The following is a 19,379-nucleotide window of genomic DNA, read 5'->3' as shown; positions in this document are numbered from 1 at the left end:
AGGCTGAAAGAAAAATGCAATGAAAGTTAAAACCCAAAGCAAGAAGGTCAACAAGGCGTGGCTCAACGACCACGTCAATGACACCTACGTCAAGTTGGCCCAGAAAGAGGGTTTCCGGGCCCGCGCGGCCTACAAGCTCAAGGAAATCGACGAGCAGCTGCACCTCATCAAACCCGGCAACACCGTGGTGGACCTGGGCTCCACCCCCGGCGCCTGGAGCCAGTATGTGCGCCGGCGCCTGTCTCCGAGCGGCGCCGCCACCGGCCAGCTCAACGGCAGCATCATCGCCCTGGACATCCTGCCCATGGAGCCCATCGAGGGGGTGACCTTCCTGAACGGCGATTTCCGCGAGGAATCGGTGCTTGCGCAGCTGGAGGCGGCACTGGAAGGGCGGGTGGTCGATGTGGTGGTGTCGGACATGGCGCCGAATCTCTCGGGCATTGAATCGGCCGACGCGGCCCGCATTTCCCATCTGGTGGAGCTGGCGGTGGATTTTGCGACCGCCCACCTCAAGCCCGATGGGGCGCTGGTGGTCAAGCTGTTCCATGGCAGCGGCTACAGCGACCTGGTGACCTTGTTCAAGCAGACCTTCAAGGTGGTCAAGCCGCTCAAGCCCAAGGCCTCTCGCGACAAGTCGTCGGAAACCTTCCTCGTGGGCATGGGGCTCAAGAAGCCGGCCTGATCGGCCGAAATGGCAAAAAGACGGGGAAAACGAGCACCAATGTGTGAAAAACCCCCGCAAATCCCGAGCGGTGCCCATGGCCGCTAGGGGGAATAGCCATGGCGCCTCGGCTTGAAAGACCTAAAATGGGCCACATATAGGCCGTGACGGCTTTGTGACCGTCGCCCTTTCTCCCTTGCAACTGGAGCCCCGCTTGAACAATCAGTGGTTTTCAAAAATTGCCGTATGGCTGGTCATTGCCATGGTGCTGTTCACGGTATTCAAGCAGTTTGACACCCGTGGCGGCGCCAGCGCAGGACATATCGGGTACTCCGAATTCCTCGAGGAAGTTCGTAACAACCGTATCAAGAGCGCCACCATCCCCGAAGGCCTCTCCGGCGGCGAGATCGTGGCCGTCACCAACGACGACCGCAAGATCCGCACGAATGCCTCCGTGCTCGACCGCGGCCTCGTGGGCGACCTGATCAGCCACAACGTCAAGTTCGACGTGAAGCCCCGCGAGGAAGGCTCCCTGCTCATGACCCTGCTGGTCAGTTGGGGCCCCATGCTGCTGCTGATCGGCGTGTGGGTGTACTTCATGCGCCAGATGCAGGGCGGCGGCAAGGGCGGCGCCTTCAGCTTCGGCAAGAGCAAGGCGCGCATGCTCGACGAGAACAACAACCAGGTCACGTTCGCGGACGTGGCCGGCTGCGACGAGGCCAAGGAAGAAGTCAAGGAAGTCGTGGACTTCCTCAAGGACCCGCAGAAGTTCCAGAAGCTCGGCGGCCGCATTCCGCGCGGCCTGCTGCTGGTCGGCCCTCCCGGCACTGGCAAGACCTTGCTGGCCAAGTCCATCGCGGGCGAAGCCAAGGTGCCGTTCTTCAGCATCTCGGGCTCCGATTTCGTGGAAATGTTCGTCGGCGTGGGCGCGGCCCGCGTGCGCGACATGTTCGACAACGCCAAGAAGAACGCCCCCTGCATCATCTTCATCGATGAAATCGACGCCGTGGGCCGCCAGCGCGGTGCCGGCCTGGGCGGTGGCAACGACGAGCGCGAGCAGACCCTGAACCAGATGCTGGTCGAGATGGACGGCTTCGAGACCAACCTGGGCGTGATCGTGGTGGCTGCCACCAACCGCCCCGACATCCTGGACGCGGCCCTGCTGCGCCCCGGCCGCTTCGACCGCCAGGTGTATGTGACGCTGCCCGACATCCGTGGCCGCGAGCAGATCCTGAACGTGCACATGCGCAAGATCCCGATCGGCCAGGACGTGGCCCCGAGCATCATCGCCCGCGGCACGCCCGGCATGAGCGGCGCCGACCTGGCCAACCTGTGCAATGAGGCTGCGCTGATGGCTGCGCGCCGCAACGCCCGCACCGTGGAGATGCAGGACTTCGAGAAGGCCAAGGACAAGATCCTCATGGGCCCCGAGCGCAAGAGCATGGTCATGCCCGAGGAAGAGCGCCGCAACACGGCCTACCACGAGTCCGGCCACGCCCTGATCGGCAAGCTGCTGCCCAAGTGCGATCCGGTACACAAGGTCACCATCATCCCCCGTGGCCGGGCCCTGGGCGTGACCATGAGCCTGCCCGCACAGGACCGCTACAGCTACGACCGCGAGTACATGCTCAACCAGATCAGCATGCTGTTCGGTGGCCGCATCGCCGAAGAAGTGTTCATGAACCAGATGACCACCGGTGCCAGCAATGACTTCGAGCGTGCCACGCACATTGCGCGCGACATGGTCACCCGCTACGGCATGACCACGGCCCTGGGCCCCATGGTCTACGCCGAGAACGAGGGCGAAGTGTTCCTGGGCCGCTCGGTCACCAAGACCACCAACATGAGCGAGCAGACCATGGAAAAGGTCGACAGCGAAGTGCGCCGCATCATCGACGAGCAGTACGACCTGGCGCGCCGCCTGATCGAAGAGAACAGCGACAAGATGCACGCCATGGCCAAGGCCCTGCTCGAATGGGAAACCATCGATACCGAGCAGCTCGACGACATCATGGCCGGCAAGCCGCCCCGTCCTCCCAAGGACTGGACGCCGCGCACGCCTTCGTCGGGTGGTGACACCCCTGGCGGCGGCACACCGGCCGTGGCCACCGAGGCTGCTGCGCCGGCCGCTCCATCGGCCGCCTGACGGACACCGACAGGCGGGAAGGACGAGCCAGCGCGGTTGAATCGCACCAACGGGGCCCAGTGCCCCGTTTTTCGTGGCCGGGCCGGCGGCGGCACCTTCCCCCGTATTGCGCATCCCCCTTTTTTGCTTCCTCCATCTGCCTGCGTGCCCCCAGCGGCCGTCTCTCAGTCCCCGGTGGACCTCTCCCTTTCCATGCTCTGGCAGACCTCCCGCTTCGCCATCGACCTTGCCCGGCCGCAGGTCATGGGCATCGTCAACGTCACTCCCGACTCCTTCTCGGACGGCGGGCAGCATGCCGGCACGGCATCGGCACTGCGCCATTGCGAACAGTTGGTGAAGGACGGCGCCCACATCCTGGACATCGGCGGTGAGTCCACCCGTCCCGGCAGCCCGGCGGTGCCATTGGCCGAGGAACTGGCCCGCGTGCTGCCCGTGGTGCAGGGGGCCGTCACGCTGGGCGTACCGGTCTCGGTGGACACCTACAAGCCGGAAGTCATGCAGGCCGTGCTGGACCTTGGGACCGACATCGTCAACGACGTGTGGGCGCTGCGCCAGCCCGGCGCGGCGGCCGTGGTGGCAGGCCACCCCCTGTGCGGGGTTTGCCTGATGCACATGCACCGCGACCCGCAGACCATGCAGGTGGCGCCCATGGCGGGCGACGTGGTGAGCGAGGTGCTTTCGTTCCTCGCCCAAGCGGCAGAGAACCTGCGGGGGCTGGGCGTGGCCCGTGGGCGCATTGCGCTGGACCCCGGCATCGGCTTCGGCAAGACGGTGGAGCAGAACTTTGCGCTGCTGGCGCGCCAGCAGGAGTTGGTGGCCACAGGCTACGCCGTGCTGGCCGGCTGGTCGCGCAAGTCGTCCCTGGGGGCCGTGACGGGGCTGGCCGTGGCCGGCGAACGCATGCTGCCCAGCGTGGCGGCCGCGTTGCTGGCGGTGGTGAACGGCGCGCGCATCGTGCGCGTGCACGACGTCGCCGAGACGGTGACTGCCCTGGCCGTCTGGCAGGCGATGGATCAGCAGCAACAGGAACAGCGACCGGCACAGCCGTGAAGGCCGCGCGCCGATGGCAGGCGCACGGCAGAACCAATAAGCGATAGAACCCGAGGAGATTTCCCCCATGACACGCCAGTATTTCGGCACCGACGGCATCCGCGGTACCGTGGGCCAGGCCCCCATCACCCCCGACTTCGTGCTGCGCCTGGCCCATGCCGTGGGGCGCGTGCTGCGCCGCACCGAAGAACGCCCCACGGTCCTGATCGGCAAGGACACGCGCATCTCGGGCTACATGCTCGAAAGCGCGCTGGAATCGGGCTTCAATTCCGCCGGGGTCGACGTGGTGCTGCTCGGCCCGCTGCCCACGCCGGGCGTGGCCTACCTCACGCGGGCCCAGCGCGCCAGCCTGGGCGTGGTGATCAGCGCCAGCCACAATGCCTTTCCCGACAATGGCATCAAGTTCTTCAGCGCCCAGGGCACCAAGCTGCCCGACGCCTGGGAGCTGGCGGTGGAAACGGCGCTGGCCGAGGCCCCCGTGTGGGCCGACTCGGCCAGCCTGGGCAAGGCGCGCCGCCTCGACGACGCGGCGGGCCGCTACATCGAGTTCTGCAAGAGCACCTTCCCGCAGGACCTCACGCTCAAGGGCCTGAAGATCGTGGTCGATGGTGCCCATGGCGCGGCCTACCAGGTGGCGCCCAAGGTGTTCCATGAGCTGGGCGCCGAAGTGATCTCCATCGGCTGCGCGCCCGATGGCCTGAACATCAACCATGAAGTGGGCGCCACGCACCCCGAGGCGCTGGTGCGCTCGGTGCGCGCCAACCGCGCCGACTACGGCATTGCCCTCGACGGTGACGCCGACCGCCTGCAGATGGTGGACGCGGCGGGCCGCCTGTACAACGGCGACGAGCTGCTGTACCTCATGGCGGCCGACCGCCTGGGCCGCGGCGAAGAGGTGCCCGGCGTGGTCGGCACGCTCATGACCAACATGGCCGTGGAAGTGGCGCTGCAGCAGCGCGGCGTGCAGTTCGTGCGCGCCAAGGTGGGCGACCGCTACGTGCTCGAAGAGCTGGCCCGCCACGGCTGGACGCTGGGCGGCGAAGGCTCGGGCCACCTGCTGGCGCTGGACCGCCACACCACCGGCGATGGCCTGGTCAGCGCCCTGCAGGTGCTGCAGGCCTGCGTGCGCAGCGGCAGGAAGCTGCCCGAGCTGCTCAGCGACGTCACCCTGTACCCCCAGGTGCTGCTCAACGTGCGCCTGGCGCCCGGGCAGGACTGGAAGTCCAACGCCTTGCTGGCGCGCGAGACCGAGGCCGTGAAGCAGGAACTGGGCAGCACCGGCCGCGTGCTGATCCGTGCCAGCGGTACCGAACCCCTGCTGCGCGTGATGGTCGAGGCGCGCGCAGCCGAACTGGCCAGCCGCAGCGCACAGCGCCTGGCCGATGCCGCGCGTGCCGGTTGATTCCATGGCCCCCGTACCGATTGAAGTACGCCGCGTGGACTATGCCCACCCCGGCGATGCCCAGGCATTGGTGCAATTGCTCGACGGCTATGCCCGCGACGCCGCCGGTGGTGGCCAGCCGCTGGCCGAGCAGGTGCTGCAGGGTCTGCCCGCCGCGTTGCAGCAGCGCCCCCAGGCCTTCAGTGTGATCGCCTGGGCACAGCAGGACGGCGGCGCCGTGCCCGTGGGCCTGGTCAATTGCTTCGAGGGCTTTTCCACCTTTGCCTGCCAGCCCCTGGTGAATGTGCACGACGTGGTGGTGGCCCCGGGCTGGCGTGGCCAGCGCATCGCGCAGCGCATGTTCGCGCTGGTGGAGTCCATCGCGCGTGAGCGTGGCGCGTGCAAGCTCACGCTCGAGGTCCTGGCGGGCAACACCAGCGCCATGGCGCTGTACCTGCGCGAGGGCTTTGCGCCCTACGCACTGGACCCGGCGATGGGGCAGGCGCAGTTCCTGCAGAAGAAGCTGGCCTGACCGCCAGGCTGGCCGCTACCACGCCGGCCTTTGTAAGCAGCTGTTTGCTTTCGCCTGCGGCGGCCCAATGCGTGTAGCCTGTCGGAGCCATCCTCGTAAACCCCGATGCAGGTGCACGGCGCGCATCGTCCAGAATCTCGCACCCACAAGGTGGCGGCCGGTGGTGCGCAGGGTGCGCCGCGGCCGCCCATTCAAGAAGGAGCACGCCTTTCATGACCCACTTCCCCCTGCGCGCCGCAGCCAGCAGCCTGCTCCTCGCCGCCACCTGGGCAGTAGTGCCCTTGTCCGCGCACGCGGGCAAGACGCTGGATGGCATCAAGGCCCGGGGCCAGGTCGTCTGCGGCGTCAACACGGCGCTGGCCGGCTTCTCCGTGGCCGATGCCGGGGGCCGCTGGTCGGGTCTGGACGTGGACATCTGCCGTGCGGTGGCCGCCGCCGTGCTGGGCGATGGGGAGAAGGTCAAGTTCGTGCCGCTGAGCACCGTGCAGCGCTTCACGGCCCTGCAGTCGGGCGAGATCGACGTGCTGTCGCGCAACACCACCTTTTCGCTCACGCGCGATGCGTCGATGGGCCTGCACCAGACCGCCGTCACCTACTACGATGGCCAGGGTGTGATGGTGCTCAAGAAGAGCAACATCAAGAGCATGAAGCAGCTCAAGGGCCAGACCGTGTGCGTGCAGTCGGGCACCACGACCGAAAAGAACCTCGTCGACTATTCCAGGACGCACGACCTGGGCATCAAGCCTGCCGTGTTCGAGAAGGTCGAGGCCGCCACGGCCGCCTATTTCTCGGGCCGCTGCGTGGGCTACACCACGGACGCCTCGGGCCTGGCCTCGGTACGCAACAAGGAGGCCAAGAACCCTGCCGAGCACGTGGTGCTGCCCGAGCTGATCTCCAAGGAGCCGCTCGGTCCCATGGTGCGCCGCGGCGACGACGAATGGTTCGCCATCGTCAAATGGGTGGTCTACGGCCTCATCGAGGCCGAGGAGTACGGCGTGACCCAGGCCTCGGTGGAGCGCCAGAAGAGCGGCAGCACCGACCCCGTGGTGCAGCGCCTGCTGGGCACCACCGAAGACACGGGCAAGCTGCTGGGCCTGGACCGCGACTGGCTGGCCCGCGCGGTCAAGACCACGGGCAACTACGGCGAGATCTTCGAGCGCAACGTGGGTCCCAAGTCGGCCCTGGGCCTGCAGCGCGGCCTGAACAACCTGTGGAACAAGAACGGCTTGATGTACGCCTTCCCCATCCGCTGAGGCCTGCCGTGGGCGCGCTCAGCCCTCGAAGCCCGTCCCTGGCGTCAGGGGCGCATGGCGGTAGGTGGCCGGCGTGCGGCTGAGCTTGACCGGCGCGCCGATGCCGCGGTAGCCGCCCGGCAGGTCCACCACCATCTGCCGGTGCGCGGTGTGCGGATGCGCCAGCGCCGCATCGACCGACAGCACCGGCGCGGCGGGCACGCCGGCGGCCATCAGCGTGTCCACCAGCGTGCTGCCGTCGAAGTGCTGCATCGCGTCTTCCAGTGCGGCCTTCAGCGCCACGCGGTTCACCGAGCGGTCGCCGGCCCGGGCATAGCGGGGGTCGTCCGCCAGCGTCGGCACGCCGATGCAGCGGCACAGGCTGGCGAACTGCCGGTCATTGCCCACGGCGACGAACAGCGGCTGCGTGCGCGTGGCCAGGGTGTCGTAGGGGTAGATGTTGGGGTGCGCGTTGCCCGTGCGCCGGGGCGTGTTGCCGTCCAGGAACCAGTTGGCCGCATGCGGGTGCAGCAGCGACAGGCCGCTGTCGTACAGCGCGGCTTCGACGAACTGCCCGCAGCCGCTGCGCTGCCGCTCGTGCAGCGCCAGCAGCACGCCGATGACGGCGTTCAGGCCGGTCACCATGTCCACCACGGGCAGGCCCACGCGCAGCGGGCCGCCTTCGGCCTCGCCGTTGATGCTCATGATGCCCGCCATGGCCTGCACCGCAGCGTCGTAGCCGGGCAGGGCGCCCAGCGGGCCATCGGACCCGAAGCCCGTAACGCGGCACCACACCAGGCGCGGAAAGCGCCGTGACAATTCCTCGTAGCCGATGCCCCAGCGTTCCATCGTGCCGGATTTGAAGTTCTCGACCAGCACATCCGCCTCGGCCAGGAGCGCCAGCAGCGCCTCGCGGCCCTCGGGGCTGCCCAGGTCCAGGTGCATGCAGCGCTTGTTGCGGTTGAGCCCCTGGTAGTACGAGGCGACACCGTCCTTGAAGGGCGGGCCCCAGGTCCGCGTATCGTCGCCCTGCGGCGGCTCCACCTTGAGCACGTCGGCGCCATGGTCGCCCAGGATCTGGCCGCAGTAGGGCCCGCCCAGGATGCGCGAGATGTCCAGCACGCGGATGCCGGCCAGCGCTCCGTGGGCGCGGTTGTCGGGTGTGTGCATGCTGGCCTCAGTCGAGTTGGGCGCCGGACTGCCGCACCACGCCGGCCCACGAGGTCTTCTGCGCCTCGATGAACCGGCCCAGTTGCTCGGGCTTGCTCGACGGGGCGGGCTCCAGGCCCTGGGAGGCGAACAGCTCCTTCACCTTGGCCGTGCCCAGCACCTCGGTGAAGGCCTTGTTGAGCCTGGCGATGCGCTCGGGCGGCGTGCCCGCGGGCGCAACGATGCCGAAGAACACGCTCACGTCGTAGCCTGCCACGCCCTGCTCGGCCACCGTCGGCACGTCGGGCAGCGCCTGGGAACGCGCGGCCGTGGTGATGCCCAGCGCGCGCAGCTTGCCGCTCTTGACGTAGGGCAGGGCGGTGAGCACGTCGGTGAAGCTCATGGTCACCTGCCCGCCAAGCAGGTCGGTGAGCGCAGGCCCGGTGCCCTTGTAGGGGATGTGCTGCAGGTCCACCCCGGCCGAGGCGTTGAACAGCACGCCCGCCAGGTGCGACGAGGCGCCGTTGCCCGATGAGGCATAGCTCAGCTTGCCGGGCGAAGCCTTGGCATGGGCGATCAGCTCCTTCACGTTCCTTGCCGGTACTGCGGGGTTCACCACCAGGATGTTGGGCAGGTGGCCGACCTGGATCACGGGCGCAAAGCTCTTCACCGGGTCGTAGCCGATCTTGCGGTAGAGGCTGGCGTTGATGGCCAGCGGGCCCGAGGTGCCGAACAGCAGGGTCTGGCCATCGGCGGCGGAACGCGCCACGTACTCCGCGCCGATGTTGCCGCCGGCTCCGGCGCGGTTTTCCACCACCATCGGCTGGCCCAGCCGGTCCTTCATCTCGGCCGCGAGCGTGCGCGCCATGGCATCGGTGGGGCCGCCGGGCGGGAAGGGGATCACCAGCGTGATGGGGCGGTCCGGAAAGGTGTCGGCATGGGCCGGCGGCATCAACGGCAGGGCGGCGGCCGCGGCGAGCACGAGGGTGGTGAAAAATCGCATGGCTTGTCTCCGTGTGGTTGTGTGCAGGAAAGCGATTCAGGCCGGGACGGTGTGCGTGGCGCCGCCGGTCCATTCCTGCGGCAAGCGCGCCGGGGCCAGCGGGTCGCGCGGCAGCACGCGGTGCAGCAGGACCAGTTGTGCCCATTCGATGCGCTGCGTGGAGCCGCCGCGCGCGCCCTCCCAGGCCATGGCGATGGCGCTGGTGACGTGGTAGAGCGCCGAGGCGGCCTGGCGTGCGAGCACATCGCCGCCTTCCTCGGCCGCGAGCAGGGCCAGCGCTGCGGCGCGTGCCAGCGCGCCGCGCAGCGCGGCCGCAAAGCCTGCAGCGATGGCGGCATCGTCCAGCAGTGCCTCGCAATGGGCCTGCAGCGCAGGCAGCGAGCCCTCGCGCTGCACTGCGCGCACCACGTCCAGCGCCACGATGTTGCTGGTGCCCTCCCATATCGAGCCCAGGTGCGCGTCGCGCACCAGTCGCGGGTCGCTCCATTCCTCGATGTAGCCGCAGCCGCCACGCACCTCCATGGCATCGCCGGTCACCTTGCGCGCATCGCGGCAGGCGCGGAACTTGATGAGCGGCGTGAGGATGCGCAGCAGCGGGTAGGCGCCCGCCTCGCCCGCGTCGGAGCGCGCCAGCGCCTGGGCGGTCTGGAACACCATGCTGCGGGCCTGCTCGGCCGGCAGCAGCAGCTTGTGCAGCTGGCGCTGCATCAGCGGCATGTCCTGCAGGCGCTTGCCGAAGGCCTGGCGCTCACGGGCGATGTGCCCGGCCTCGGCCACGGCGCGGCGCATCAGGCCGGCGGCGCGCACACCGTTGGACAGGCGCGAGTTGTTCACCATGTCGGCCATCTGCACGAAACCCCGGCCCTGCTCTCCGACCAGGTAGGCCACAGCCCCTTCGAGCCGGATCTCGCCGCTGGCCATGGAGCGTGTGCCCAGCTTGTCCTTGAGCCGCAGGATGCGGTAGCGGTTGGGTGTGCCGTCGTCCAGCAGCCGCGGCAGCAGGAACAGCGAGACGCCCTTCAGCCCCGGCGCGCCGCCATCGCAGCGCGCCAGCATCATCGCGAGATCGGCATCGGGGTTGGAGCAGAACCACTTGTCGCCGGTCAGGCGCCACTGCCCCTGTTCATCCAGGTGGGCGCGCGTGCCGGTGGCTGCGATGTCCGAGCCGGCGGCCTGCTCGGTCATGAACATGGCGCCCTGGGCCACGCGGTCGAAGTCCAGGTGCTGCAGGCGCGGCAGGAAGCGCGCGACCAGTTCGGGGCTGCCGAACTTCTTCAGGGTGCGCGCCAGCGAATCGGTCATGGACACCGGGCAGCACAGGCCGAACTCGGCCTGCACGAAAAGGTAGGTCAGCACGTACTTGACCAGCGGCGGCATGCGGCCCTTCCAGCCCAGTGTCTCCTCGCGGTGCGACATCGCGGCCAGGCCGAACTCGCTGAAGGCCAGCCGCTCCATCTCCACGTAGGCCGGGTGCTTGTGCACCGTTTGCCGGTCGATGCCGGTGCGCGTGCGCAGCGACAGGGTGGGCGGGTTGCGGTCGGCGGTGCCGGCCAACTCGTCGAGCACGCCGCCCGCCAGTGCGCCCAGCCGCTCGAAGTGCGGGCGCATGTGCGCCAGCAGGTCGGCCGGCAGGTACAGGGCCAGCAGCCGGTGCAGCTCGGTATCGCTGGCGTAGAGGCTGGCGCCATGGCGGTCGGGCACGGGGTGGCTGGGGGCTGCCGCATCGGGTGGCGAAGAGCGGGTGGGCATGGCGTGTCTGTCTCCTTTGCCGCGATTCTTGGCTGGTGATCAATTTCTGTCTAATATTGATTAGGTCTTGTTCATTCCGATTTGAATATCATTGAAGGGTTTGCGATGGAACTGCGCCACCTGCGGTATTTCGTCGTCCTGGCCGAGGAACTGCACTTCGGCCGCGCCTCCCGGCGCCTGGCCATCTCGCAGCCGCCGCTGAGCGTGGCCATCCGCCAGCTGGAGGATTCGGTGGGCGCGCAGCTGTTCGAGCGCAGCAGCAAGGCGGTGCGCCTCACGCCCGCGGGGCAGGCGCTGCAGGCCTCGGCGCACAGCCTTCTGCAGGCAGCGCAGGAGGCCGCCACCGAGGCGCGCCAGGTGGCCCAGGGGGCTGCCGGCCGCCTGCGCATCGGCTTTGTCGGTTCCATGCTGTACCGCGGCCTGCCGCAGGCGCTGGGGCGCTTCCAGGCCGCCCACCCGGCCGTGCGGGTCACGCTGACCGAGCTCAACTCCGCCGAGCAGATGACCGAGCTGCTGCACGACCGGCTGGACCTGGGCTTCGCGCACACGCACCGGGTGCCGGCCGAGCTCGACTGCCGCCTGCTGGTGTCGGAGCCCTTCGTCGCCTGCCTGCCCGCAGGCCATGCGCTGGCCAGGAAGCGCGCGGTGGCGGTGGGCCAGCTCAAGGACGAGCCCTTCGTGCTGTTCTCGCGCAGTGCCTCGCCCGACTACCACGCGCGCATCCTCTCGGTCTGTGCCGACGCCGGCTTCTACCCCGAGGTGCGCATGCAGGTGCGGCACTGGCTGGCCGTGGTGTCCCTGGTGTCCCAGGGCATGGGCGTGGCCCTGGTGCCCGATGCCATGCGGCACTGCGCCCTGCCGGGCGCGGTGTTCCGGCCGCTGGCCGGCTCGGGGTGGCAGTCCGAGGCCTACGGGGTATGGCCCGCGGCCTCGCGCAATGTGCTGGTGCCGCGCCTGCTCGAGGAGCTGGGCCGCCCGCCGCCGCCCCTGCCGTCACCACCCCGGTCCGGGTGATCAGGCGCCCACGGCCAGCGCCAGGTCGTCCACGTGCACCATCAGCTCGCGCACGCCGCGCAGCGCGGGGTATTGCTCGCGCACGGGTTCCCACTGCGGTGATTCCAGCAGGGCCTGCCAGACAGGCTCCAGGTCCCCCACGTCGGCCTGCCGGCCCTCGGCCAGCGCGCTGGCGAACGCCAGGCTCTGCGGGGCGCCGAGCAGCTGCATGCGGCTGGCGGCGGCCAGCAGGTGGGGCGTCTGCGGGGCGGGGGCGTCGGTGCAGTAGAGCACCGTGGCCGGCAGATCGGTCTCCGGCCCGTCCAGTGCGCTCAGGGAGGCGCCGCGCAGCAGCACTTCGCCCTCCCGGCAGAGGAAGGTGTACACCGTGCCCGCGTCGGCATGGCCGAGCAGGCGCAGGCCGCGCCGCAGGCGCGAAAAATCACTGGCCACCGCATCCACCGAGGCCTTGGCCTCCAGCAGCAGGCAGACGTCCCAGGCCGGCGGCTGGCCTGCGGTGCCCGGTGCCTGGCGCAGCAGCACGGCATCCCACTCGCTCTTGGCGCGCTCGGCGCTGGCGGGAATGGAGGGCGGCACCCGCAGCGAGGTCACCACGCGCCAGGCACCGCCGGTGCCGTCTGCCCTGTCCAGCCGATGCGCCAGGGCCTGCAGGGCCCGGGTGGCCAGTGCCTCCATGGCCGCACCGCGCTGTTGCGCCGTGTCGCCATAGGCGGCGGCCTCGGCCGTGCCCGGGCGGGGGCCCTGCCGGTCGCGCAGGCGCTGGTAGGCCTGCACCTGCGGGTCTTCTTCCAGCGCCGTGGAGCGCTGCAGACGGGCCAGTGCAGGCCCGTCCAGCAGCCGGGACAGGCCGCGCTGCAGTGCCGCATCTCCGGCAGACGGTGCCATGGCCTGCACGGCCTGCGCCGTATCGCCGAGCGCAGCCCACTGCGCCGAATCCGCCTGGGCGTGCAGGCGCTCCAGGGCCTCGCGCAGCGCGCCGGGGCCCAGGTGCTGGCGCCTGGCCGGGTGTGCCACGGCATTGGCGCCCGCGCGCAGTTGCCGGCGGTCCTGCTCGGCATGGTTCTGTAGGTCGATGTACTCCTGCACCTGCGGCACCCGGCCTGCGAGCAGCAGGGCCTGGTAGGCTGCGTCCCCCTCGTCCGTGCGCATCGCCTCCCGGATCAGGCGGGCCAGGGCATCGAGGAACGACTGCAGCGTGGCGGCATCGGGCTGCCGTGCCTCTGCCAGGGCCTGGCGCGCGCGTTCGATGGCCAGGGCCATGGCGGCCGCGGGGCCGGCCTGCGTCCCTGCATCCGGCTGGCCGGGCAGGCGATAGCGGCGGGGCGCCGTGCGCAGCACCTGCGCAAGCAGGGCGGGGCGGGGCACCGCAGGCATACCCTCCCCCGGGTGGGCCGGGTGCTGCGGCAGCGTCATTTCTGGGGCCCTGCGCCCCGGTGGGATTTGCTCCAGTCGTACGGCGTGCCGTCCGGCAGCAGCCTGGCGTCGACGGTGCTCACACCGGCGCGCCCCACGCTGTCCGCGAGTTCGGTGGACAGGCTCACGTGGCGCTTTCCGGCCTTGCGCTTTTCCTCGCACAACTGCAGTGCGGGGACCAGCTGGCCACCCTCAAAGGCCTGCATGGCAGGCATGCCGGGCGCTTCCAGCCAGTAGACAACGATGCTCATGGGTCGGGGGCCTTCCTTCGTGTTCCCAACCCGCGATTCTGACGTGTCGCCCAGCCGCCGGGCGTCCTTTTACTTGGTGAGGGTCAACGTGCCCTTCATCAGGCTGGAATGCCCGGGGAAGGAGCAGAACCAGGCATAGGCCTCGCCCGCCTTGAGCTTGGCCACGTCGAAGGCCACGGCATCGCTTTCGCCGCCGCCGATGAGCTTGGTGTGCGCGATCACACGGGTGTCGCCGGCCTTGACATAGGCCTTGTCCGCGCCTGCGCCAATCCCGTCCGTGGCCGTGGCCTGGGCGTCGGCCGCCTTGGCCAGCACCCAGTTGTGGCCCATGGCCGTCTTGGGCAGCTTGCCCACATGCTTGAGCTTCACCGTGAACTGCTTGCAGCTGGCGGGCACGGCGATGCTCTGCTTGTTGAACTGCATGGCGTCGTTGCCCTCGATCTCCACGTCGCAGGTGGCGGCGGATGCCGGGCCGGCGAGCACGGCGGTGAGCAGCACGGCGGCGGTGTTCCTGGTCATCATCTTTGATTTCTCCATCGGTAAAAAAAAGCGTTTCCGCGCCCGGTGCAGAGGCCGGGCATGGAGGTGAGTGGACCACCGGCGGCCGCCGGGCCCCTTGATGTGCATCAAAGGCGCTTGCGCCCTCGTGCAGCAGCAAGCCGGTGAGGGCAGGGGAAGGCCCGGTATTTCGGGGCCCTGGCTTGCGCTAGCATGGGCCATGGCCGAGATTTCCCCACCCGCATCCGTGAGCGCCGAGCCTCCCGGCCGCAGGCTGCGCGCGCTGCTGATCGTGGCCAACATGCTGCTGGCCTTGCTGCTCGGGGCCCTGGTGCTGTGGGTGCTGTCTTCTTCGCGGCAGAACCACGAGGAGCGCGCCCGCACCACGGCGGAAAGCCTGGTGGCGATCACCGGTGCCAATGTGGGCTCTGAACTGGGCCTGATCGATGCGGTGCTCAGGATGACGCTGGACGACCTCCTGCGCAGTGGGTATGGCTCGCGGATGGCAGACGACGACATCCAGCGCCTGCTCGATGACCGGCGCATCCTGCTCGTGGGCGCCGAGGGCTTTCGCCTGGCGGACGAGAAGGGGGCGGTGCGGTGGGGCAACCTGGAGGCCGGGGCGCCGGCGGCCGACATCTCGCACCGAGCCTTCTTCCAGCAAGCCCGGCAGGCCACTTCGGGCGATCCCATCGTCTCCCGGCCCGTGGTGTCGCAGATCTCGGGCAACTGGGTGATCGTCATCGCGCGCCCCTTGCGCGTGAATGGTCAGTTCGCAGGGGTCCTGTACGCGACCATCCGGGTGGACCACTTTGCACAGATGTTCCACGGCTACGAGCTGGGTGAGCGCGACGCCATCACGCTCAGGACGCGGGATCTGCGTTTCGTGGCATGGATGTCGCCCGGGAACGAGGTCCACGTCGAGATCGGATCGACCCAGGTCTCCGACGAGCTGCGGGCTGCCCTGGCGAACAAGCCTTCATCCGGGGTCTACACGGCCGCTTCCGCGACCGATGGAGTGGAGCGGACCGTCGCCTACCGTGAAGTGCAGGGCTGGCCGTTCATCGTCTTTGCAGGGCTCAACAACCAGCATTTCTTCCAGCCCCTGGCGCAGGAGGCTCGCACCCTGTCGCTGATGGCGGGGCTCATGTGGCTGCTCAGCTGCGCTGCCGCCATCGTGGTCTACCGGCTGGGGCAGCGCGAACTGGGCACCCTGCGCGCCCTGGAGGCGCAGAGCCGGCGCACGCAGATCCTGCTGCGCGTGGCCGGCGATGGCATCCACATCATCGACCAGCAGGGCCACCTGGTCGAGATGAGTGAATCTTTCGCGCAGATGCACCGATCCTCCCGGGAGGTGCTGCAGGGCCGGCATGTGTCCAGCTGGGATGCCAACCAGAACGAAACAGCCATCCGCGGCTGGCTGGCCAAAGTGCGTGATGGTGACCGGCAGCGTGTCGAGGTTCAGCACCGGCGGGCGGACGGCGAGGTCATCGACGTCGATCTGCACTGGCATGCGGTGGACATCGACGGGCGGTTGCTGATCTTCGGCTCCGCCCGGGACATTACCGACAGGAAGCGCCTCTTGCAGCGTGTCGAAGAGTCCGCCGCGCGCATGCGCGACCTCTACGACCATGCACCCTGCGGGTATTTCTCGCTCGATGCCGATGGCTGTGTCGTTCACATCAATGCCACCCTGCAGCAATGGCTGGGCAGCACGCCCCTGGATTCCCATACCCGCTTTGGCGAGCTGCTGCACGGAGAGCACCGCCAGCGCTTCCATGACCACTTTCTCATGCTCACCCTGCAGGAGCGGGCGCCCGAGATCGAGGTCGAGCTGGCGCCGCCGGGCGCCGCGCGCCGCTTCGTGCGCATCAACTCCACGGCCGTGCGCGATGGACAGGACGGGCAGGGCGACTTCCTGATGAGCCGCACCGTGGCGGTCGATGTGACGGCGCAGCACGAGGCGCTGCGCCAGGTGCAGGCCCTGCTGCACGAACAGTCGGCCATGCTCAACAGCGACCTGGTGGGCATGGTCAAGCTCAGCGGCCGCACCATCACCTGGAAGAACGCCGCCATGGAGCGCATGCTGGGCCGAGGGCCCGACGAGCTCGAGGGCGCCGAGGTGCAGACCCTGTATGCCCGTGGCGAAGACTACCGCCACGTGGAGGAGGCCGCCGCGCTGCGTCTGCGCCAGGGGCAGAACTACCGCACCGACGTTCGCCTGCAGCACAGCAGCGGAGAAGCCATCTGGGTGGACCTGAGCGGCGTGCGCCTGTCGGACAGCGAGACCTTCTGGATGGCGGTGGACATCTCCGCGGCCAAGCGCGCGCATGCGCAGATCACCCATGTGGCCTTCCACGATGCGCTCACGCAGCTGCCCAACCGCCTGCTGCTGGTGGACCGCCTGCACCAGGCCCTGGCGGCGGCGCAGCGCGCCGGCCACGAGGTCGCAGTGTGCTTTGCCGACCTGGATGGGTTCAAGGCCGTGAACGACCGGTTCGGGCACGATGCGGGCGACCAGCTCCTGGTCGAGCTGGCCCGGCGCATTTCCGGCAGCATCCGCGCATCGGACACGGCGGCGCGCATCGGGGGCGACGAGTTCGTGCTGGTGCTCAGCCCGGTGGCGGGCGACGAATGGCGGGCCGTGCTCGATCGCTTGATGCAGGCCGCCTGCCAGCCCGTGCACCTGCCGGCCGGCGGCGCGCCCGTGCAGGTGGGCATGAGCATCGGGGTGGCGCTGTCGCAGGGCCGGCTCGATGCGCAGGAGCTGCTGGCCGAGGCGGACGAGGCCATGCTGCAGGCCAAGCGCTCCGGCAAACACCGCGTGCAGTTGGCGCAGGCGGTGCAGCCGCTGTCTTGACGCCGCGGGAGGGCTACGCTGGCAGGTACTGGCGCAAGAAGAGTTCGAGCTCGTCGGCCGGCAACGGCCGGCTGAACAGGTAGCCCTGGGCCTCGTCGCAGCCCTGCTCGCGCAGGAAGGCCAGTTGCTCCGGCGTTTCCACGCCCTCGGCCGTGGTGCGCATGCCCAGGGCCTGGGCCATGCGGATGATGGCGCTCACGATGGCGCGGTCGTTGCCGTCATCGCCCAGGTCGCGCACGAAGGACTGGTCGATCTTGAGCTTGAAGATCTGAAAGCGCTTGAGCTGGCTCAGCGATGAGTAGCCGGTGCCGAAGTCGTCCATGGACATGCGCACGCCGCGCGCGTGCAGGCTGTCCATGGTCTCCACGGCCGAGTGCGGGTCGTCGACCGCAACGCCCTCGGTCAGCTCCAGCTCCAGGCAATCAGGCGGCAGCTCGAAGATGGTCAGGATGCGGCTCACCAGCTCGGGCAACTGCGGCTGGCGGAACTGGATCGCCGACAGGTTGACCGCCATGGTCAGCCCCGGAAAGCCGTTGGCGTGCCAGTCCTTGAGCTGGGTCAGGGCGGTGCGCAGCACCCATTCGCCGATCTGCAGGATCTGGCCGCTGTCCTCGGCGATGGGGATGAACTCGGTCGGCGAGATGCTGCCCATCTGCGGATGCTCCCAGCGCAGCAGGGCCTCCACGCTGTGCACCTGGCCGGTGGCCAGGTGGATCTGGGGCTGGTAGTGCAGGTGCAGCTGGCCGCGCTCCAGCGCCCGGCGCAGCGCGTTCTCCACCTGCAGCGCACGCACCGACTGGGCCTGCATCTCGGGCGTGAAGAAACGGAAGGTATTGCGCCCGTCGAGCTTGGCGCGGTACATGGCCACGTCGGCCGACTGGGTCAGCGTGTCGAAGTCGCTGCCATCCTGCGGGAACAGCGCGATGCCCATGGAGGGCGCCATGGTCAGCTCATGGTGGTCGATCTGGTAGGGCTGGCGCGAGGCCTCCTGCAGCTTGCCGGCCACGCGCGCGGCGCCGTGGGCGTTGGCGCCCGGCAGCAGCAGGATGAACTCGTCGCCGCCCAGGCGCGAGACGGTGTCCTTGTCGCGCACCACGGCGCGCAGGCGCTTGGCGATCTCGACCAGAAGGGCGTCGCCCACGCGGTGGCCCAGCGAGTCGTTGACGTGCTTGAAGTGGTCCAGGTCCAGGAAGATCAGCGCCAGCGGCGTGTTGCCTTCCTGTGCCACGCGGATGGCCTCCTGCGCGCGCTCGGACAGCAGGGCACGGTTGGGCAGGCCGGTGAGCGGGTCGTAGTGGGCCAGCCAGTAGATGCGGTCCTGGTCGGCCTTGCGGTCGCTGATCTCGCGGTGCAGGTCGTCCACCGTGTCGCTCAGTTGGCGCGTGCGCTCCTGCACCTGGAATTCCAGTTCCTCGTGCACGCGCGCCAGTGCTGCCTGGGCCTCCTTGCGCTCGGAGATGTCCATGGTGATCCAGATCGATCCCTGGGCCGGGTCGTCGGGATCGATGAGCTTGGCGCGCACCTCGCACGCCAGCGGCGTGCCATCCTTGCGGCACAGCGTCACCTCGCCCGCGTAGGACTGGCCGGCCGAAATCACGGGGTAGCAGCGCTGGCCCACCTCGGCCCAGTCCTGGTCGCTGGCATACCAGCGCCGTGACGGGCTGCCTGCCAGCTCGCCCTGGCCATAGCCCAGCATGTGTTCGAAATGGCGGTTGCAACGCGTCATGTGCCGGTCGCGCAGGAAGACGATGCCCACCATGGCCTGGTCGAACAGCACCTGCTTTTCGCGCACGGCGGCGCTCAGGAGGGCCTGGGCCTGCTTTTGCTCGTCGATGTCGTCGAGGATCCAGATGGAACCCTCGCTCGTGTCGGCCGGGTTGATCAGCCGGCCCGTGAGGCTGCCCCAGAACAGCCGCCCGTTGCGCCGGCGCATCTGGCGCTCCACCCGGAAGGCCTGGCCCTGGGCCAGCACGGGATAGGCTTCACGCCCCAGGGCACGGAAGGCCTCGCGGTCAGGGTAGAAGGCCTCGCTGCTCAGGCCCGCCAGGCGCTGCGCCGACTCATAGCCGAAGATCTCCGCATAGCGCTGGTTGCAGCGCACCACCACGCGCTGGCGGATGAACACGATGCCCACGCCCGCGCTCTCCAGCAGCGTCTGCTGCTCGCGCAGCGTGCGCTCCAAAGACGCGTCGGAAGATTCCCCAGACGGCAGGCGTTCTGGGGCAATGGACAGCAAGGACATGGCGGCCGGACCCGGAGGGAGAGGCGCGATGCCCCACAAATATGTACCAAAGTGTAGCAGCCCAGGCTTACAGCGGTAACCGCTTGGTAACCAGGGCCCTGCCTGAGTCCGGGGAAGGGCCTGCAGGCCCGGTGGGGAGCGTCTCCTGCACCTTTGTCACGGTGTTGACACCGCATGGACATGCAGGCGTCACCTGGG

General features: G+C 69.0%; 15 protein-coding genes. 8 read left to right on the top strand and 7 right to left on the bottom strand.

The genetic code is table 11. The annotated features are described in order from the left end of the window. Positions 1–19: 19 nt before the first annotated feature. The 6 genes from AC07X5_RS13920 to AC07X5_RS13895 all read left to right on the top strand — a co-directional run bounded on the left by AC07X5_RS13920 (position 20) and on the right by AC07X5_RS13895 (position 7,023). Positions 20–682: an RlmE family RNA methyltransferase gene (locus tag AC07X5_RS13920; RefSeq protein WP_409954419.1), complete on the top strand. Its 663-nt coding sequence runs from the start codon at positions 20–22 to the stop codon at positions 680–682. Positions 683–875: 193 nt separating this feature from the next. Then, the gene (ftsH, locus tag AC07X5_RS13915; protein ID WP_409954420.1) at positions 876–2,807 is read left to right on the top strand and encodes an ATP-dependent zinc metalloprotease FtsH; all 1,932 of its coding nucleotides are present in this window, start codon (positions 876–878) and stop codon (positions 2,805–2,807) included. Between the two features lie 192 nt (positions 2,808–2,999). Further along, complete coding sequence (gene folP / locus AC07X5_RS13910) at positions 3,000–3,857, top strand: dihydropteroate synthase (protein WP_494770642.1); 858 nt, start codon at positions 3,000–3,002, stop codon at positions 3,855–3,857. Positions 3,858–3,924: 67 nt separating this feature from the next. Further along, on the top strand, positions 3,925–5,259 hold the full coding sequence (gene glmM, locus AC07X5_RS13905; protein ID WP_409954422.1) for a phosphoglucosamine mutase: 1,335 nt from the start codon (positions 3,925–3,927) through the stop codon (positions 5,257–5,259). A gap of 4 nt (positions 5,260–5,263) precedes the next feature. Further along, positions 5,264–5,770 carry a GNAT family N-acetyltransferase gene (locus AC07X5_RS13900; RefSeq protein WP_494770641.1) on the top strand — a complete coding sequence of 169 codons (507 nt, stop codon included), beginning with the start codon at positions 5,264–5,266 and terminating at the stop codon, positions 5,768–5,770. Between the two features lie 212 nt (positions 5,771–5,982). Then, entirely contained in the window at positions 5,983–7,023 is a 1,041-nt protein-coding gene (locus AC07X5_RS13895) for an amino acid ABC transporter substrate-binding protein (protein ID WP_409954424.1), read from the top strand. 18 nt (positions 7,024–7,041) lie between these two features. Here the strand turns inward: AC07X5_RS13895 and AC07X5_RS13890 are convergent, their stop codons facing one another. From AC07X5_RS13890 to AC07X5_RS13880, 3 genes are read right to left on the bottom strand one after another with little or no spacing between them, the layout of a single operon-like run. Continuing rightward, positions 7,042–8,172: a CaiB/BaiF CoA transferase family protein gene (locus AC07X5_RS13890; RefSeq protein ID WP_494770640.1), complete on the bottom strand. Its 1,131-nt coding sequence runs from the start codon at positions 8,170–8,172 to the stop codon at positions 7,042–7,044. A gap of 7 nt (positions 8,173–8,179) precedes the next feature. Beyond that, positions 8,180–9,154, bottom strand: coding sequence for a Bug family tripartite tricarboxylate transporter substrate binding protein (locus AC07X5_RS13885; protein WP_494770639.1), 975 nt, complete (start codon positions 9,152–9,154; stop codon positions 8,180–8,182). A gap of 36 nt (positions 9,155–9,190) precedes the next feature. Further along, positions 9,191–10,903 carry an acyl-CoA dehydrogenase family protein gene (locus AC07X5_RS13880; protein ID WP_494770638.1) on the bottom strand — a complete coding sequence of 571 codons (1,713 nt, stop codon included), beginning with the start codon at positions 10,901–10,903 and terminating at the stop codon, positions 9,191–9,193. A gap of 105 nt (positions 10,904–11,008) precedes the next feature. On the opposite strand from AC07X5_RS13880, the gene AC07X5_RS13875 reads away from it, so the two are divergent. Beyond that, positions 11,009–11,917 (top strand): LysR family transcriptional regulator, encoded by a 909-nt coding sequence (locus AC07X5_RS13875; RefSeq protein WP_494770637.1) that lies wholly within the window; start codon positions 11,009–11,011, stop codon positions 11,915–11,917. On the opposite strand, the gene AC07X5_RS13870 is transcribed toward AC07X5_RS13875, so the two are convergent. The 3 genes from AC07X5_RS13870 to azu all read right to left on the bottom strand — a co-directional run bounded on the left by AC07X5_RS13870 (position 11,918) and on the right by azu (position 14,103). Continuing rightward, a complete protein-coding gene (locus tag AC07X5_RS13870) occupies positions 11,918–13,330 on the bottom strand; it encodes a 3-deoxy-D-arabino-heptulosonate 7-phosphate synthase (RefSeq protein ID WP_494770636.1) in 1,413 nt (470 codons plus the stop codon). Beyond that, positions 13,327–13,581, bottom strand: a complete 255-nt coding sequence (locus tag AC07X5_RS13865; RefSeq protein WP_409955079.1) for a hypothetical protein — start codon at positions 13,579–13,581, stop codon at positions 13,327–13,329. Before AC07X5_RS13865 ends, AC07X5_RS13870 begins: the two co-directional genes overlap by 4 nt. A 69-nt stretch (positions 13,582–13,650) precedes the next feature. Next, entirely contained in the window at positions 13,651–14,103 is a 453-nt protein-coding gene (gene azu, locus AC07X5_RS13860) for an azurin (RefSeq protein WP_494770635.1), read from the bottom strand. A 196-nt stretch (positions 14,104–14,299) separates the two neighbouring features. Here azu and AC07X5_RS13855 point away from each other — a divergent pair, with 196 nt between their 5' ends. Then, complete coding sequence (locus tag AC07X5_RS13855; protein WP_494770634.1) at positions 14,300–16,939, top strand: sensor domain-containing diguanylate cyclase; 2,640 nt, start codon at positions 14,300–14,302, stop codon at positions 16,937–16,939. Between the two features lie 13 nt (positions 16,940–16,952). On the opposite strand, the gene AC07X5_RS13850 is transcribed toward AC07X5_RS13855, so the two are convergent. Continuing rightward, complete coding sequence (locus AC07X5_RS13850; RefSeq protein WP_409963310.1) at positions 16,953–19,181, bottom strand: EAL domain-containing protein; 2,229 nt, start codon at positions 19,179–19,181, stop codon at positions 16,953–16,955. Between the last annotated feature and the right edge of the window lie 198 nt (positions 19,182–19,379).

This window comes from Acidovorax sp. GW458-11-26-14-TSB4 (assembly GCF_059423865.1).
This window is presented reverse-complemented; position numbering and strand designations above follow the sequence as displayed.

Coding starts and splice junctions, on each gene's coding strand:
- AC07X5_RS13920 (WP_409954419.1), top strand. CDS start 20: ATGAAAGTTAAAACCCAAAGCAAGAAGGTCAACAAGGCGTGGCTCAAC.
- folP (WP_494770642.1), top strand. CDS start 3,000: ATGCTCTGGCAGACCTCCCGCTTCGCCATCGACCTTGCCCGGCCGCAG.
- glmM (WP_409954422.1), top strand. CDS start 3,925: ATGACACGCCAGTATTTCGGCACCGACGGCATCCGCGGTACCGTGGGC.
- AC07X5_RS13900 (WP_494770641.1), top strand. CDS start 5,264: ATGGCCCCCGTACCGATTGAAGTACGCCGCGTGGACTATGCCCACCCC.
- AC07X5_RS13895 (WP_409954424.1), top strand. CDS start 5,983: ATGACCCACTTCCCCCTGCGCGCCGCAGCCAGCAGCCTGCTCCTCGCC.
- AC07X5_RS13890 (WP_494770640.1), bottom strand. CDS start 8,172: ATGCACACACCCGACAACCGCGCCCACGGAGCGCTGGCCGGCATCCGC.
- AC07X5_RS13885 (WP_494770639.1), bottom strand. CDS start 9,154: ATGCGATTTTTCACCACCCTCGTGCTCGCCGCGGCCGCCGCCCTGCCG.
- AC07X5_RS13880 (WP_494770638.1), bottom strand. CDS start 10,903: ATGCCCACCCGCTCTTCGCCACCCGATGCGGCAGCCCCCAGCCACCCC.
- AC07X5_RS13875 (WP_494770637.1), top strand. CDS start 11,009: ATGGAACTGCGCCACCTGCGGTATTTCGTCGTCCTGGCCGAGGAACTG.
- AC07X5_RS13870 (WP_494770636.1), bottom strand. CDS start 13,330: ATGACGCTGCCGCAGCACCCGGCCCACCCGGGGGAGGGTATGCCTGCG.
- AC07X5_RS13865 (WP_409955079.1), bottom strand. CDS start 13,581: ATGAGCATCGTTGTCTACTGGCTGGAAGCGCCCGGCATGCCTGCCATG.
- azu (WP_494770635.1), bottom strand. CDS start 14,103: ATGATGACCAGGAACACCGCCGCCGTGCTGCTCACCGCCGTGCTCGCC.
- AC07X5_RS13855 (WP_494770634.1), top strand. CDS start 14,300: ATGGCCGAGATTTCCCCACCCGCATCCGTGAGCGCCGAGCCTCCCGGC.
- AC07X5_RS13850 (WP_409963310.1), bottom strand. CDS start 19,181: ATGTCCTTGCTGTCCATTGCCCCAGAACGCCTGCCGTCTGGGGAATCT.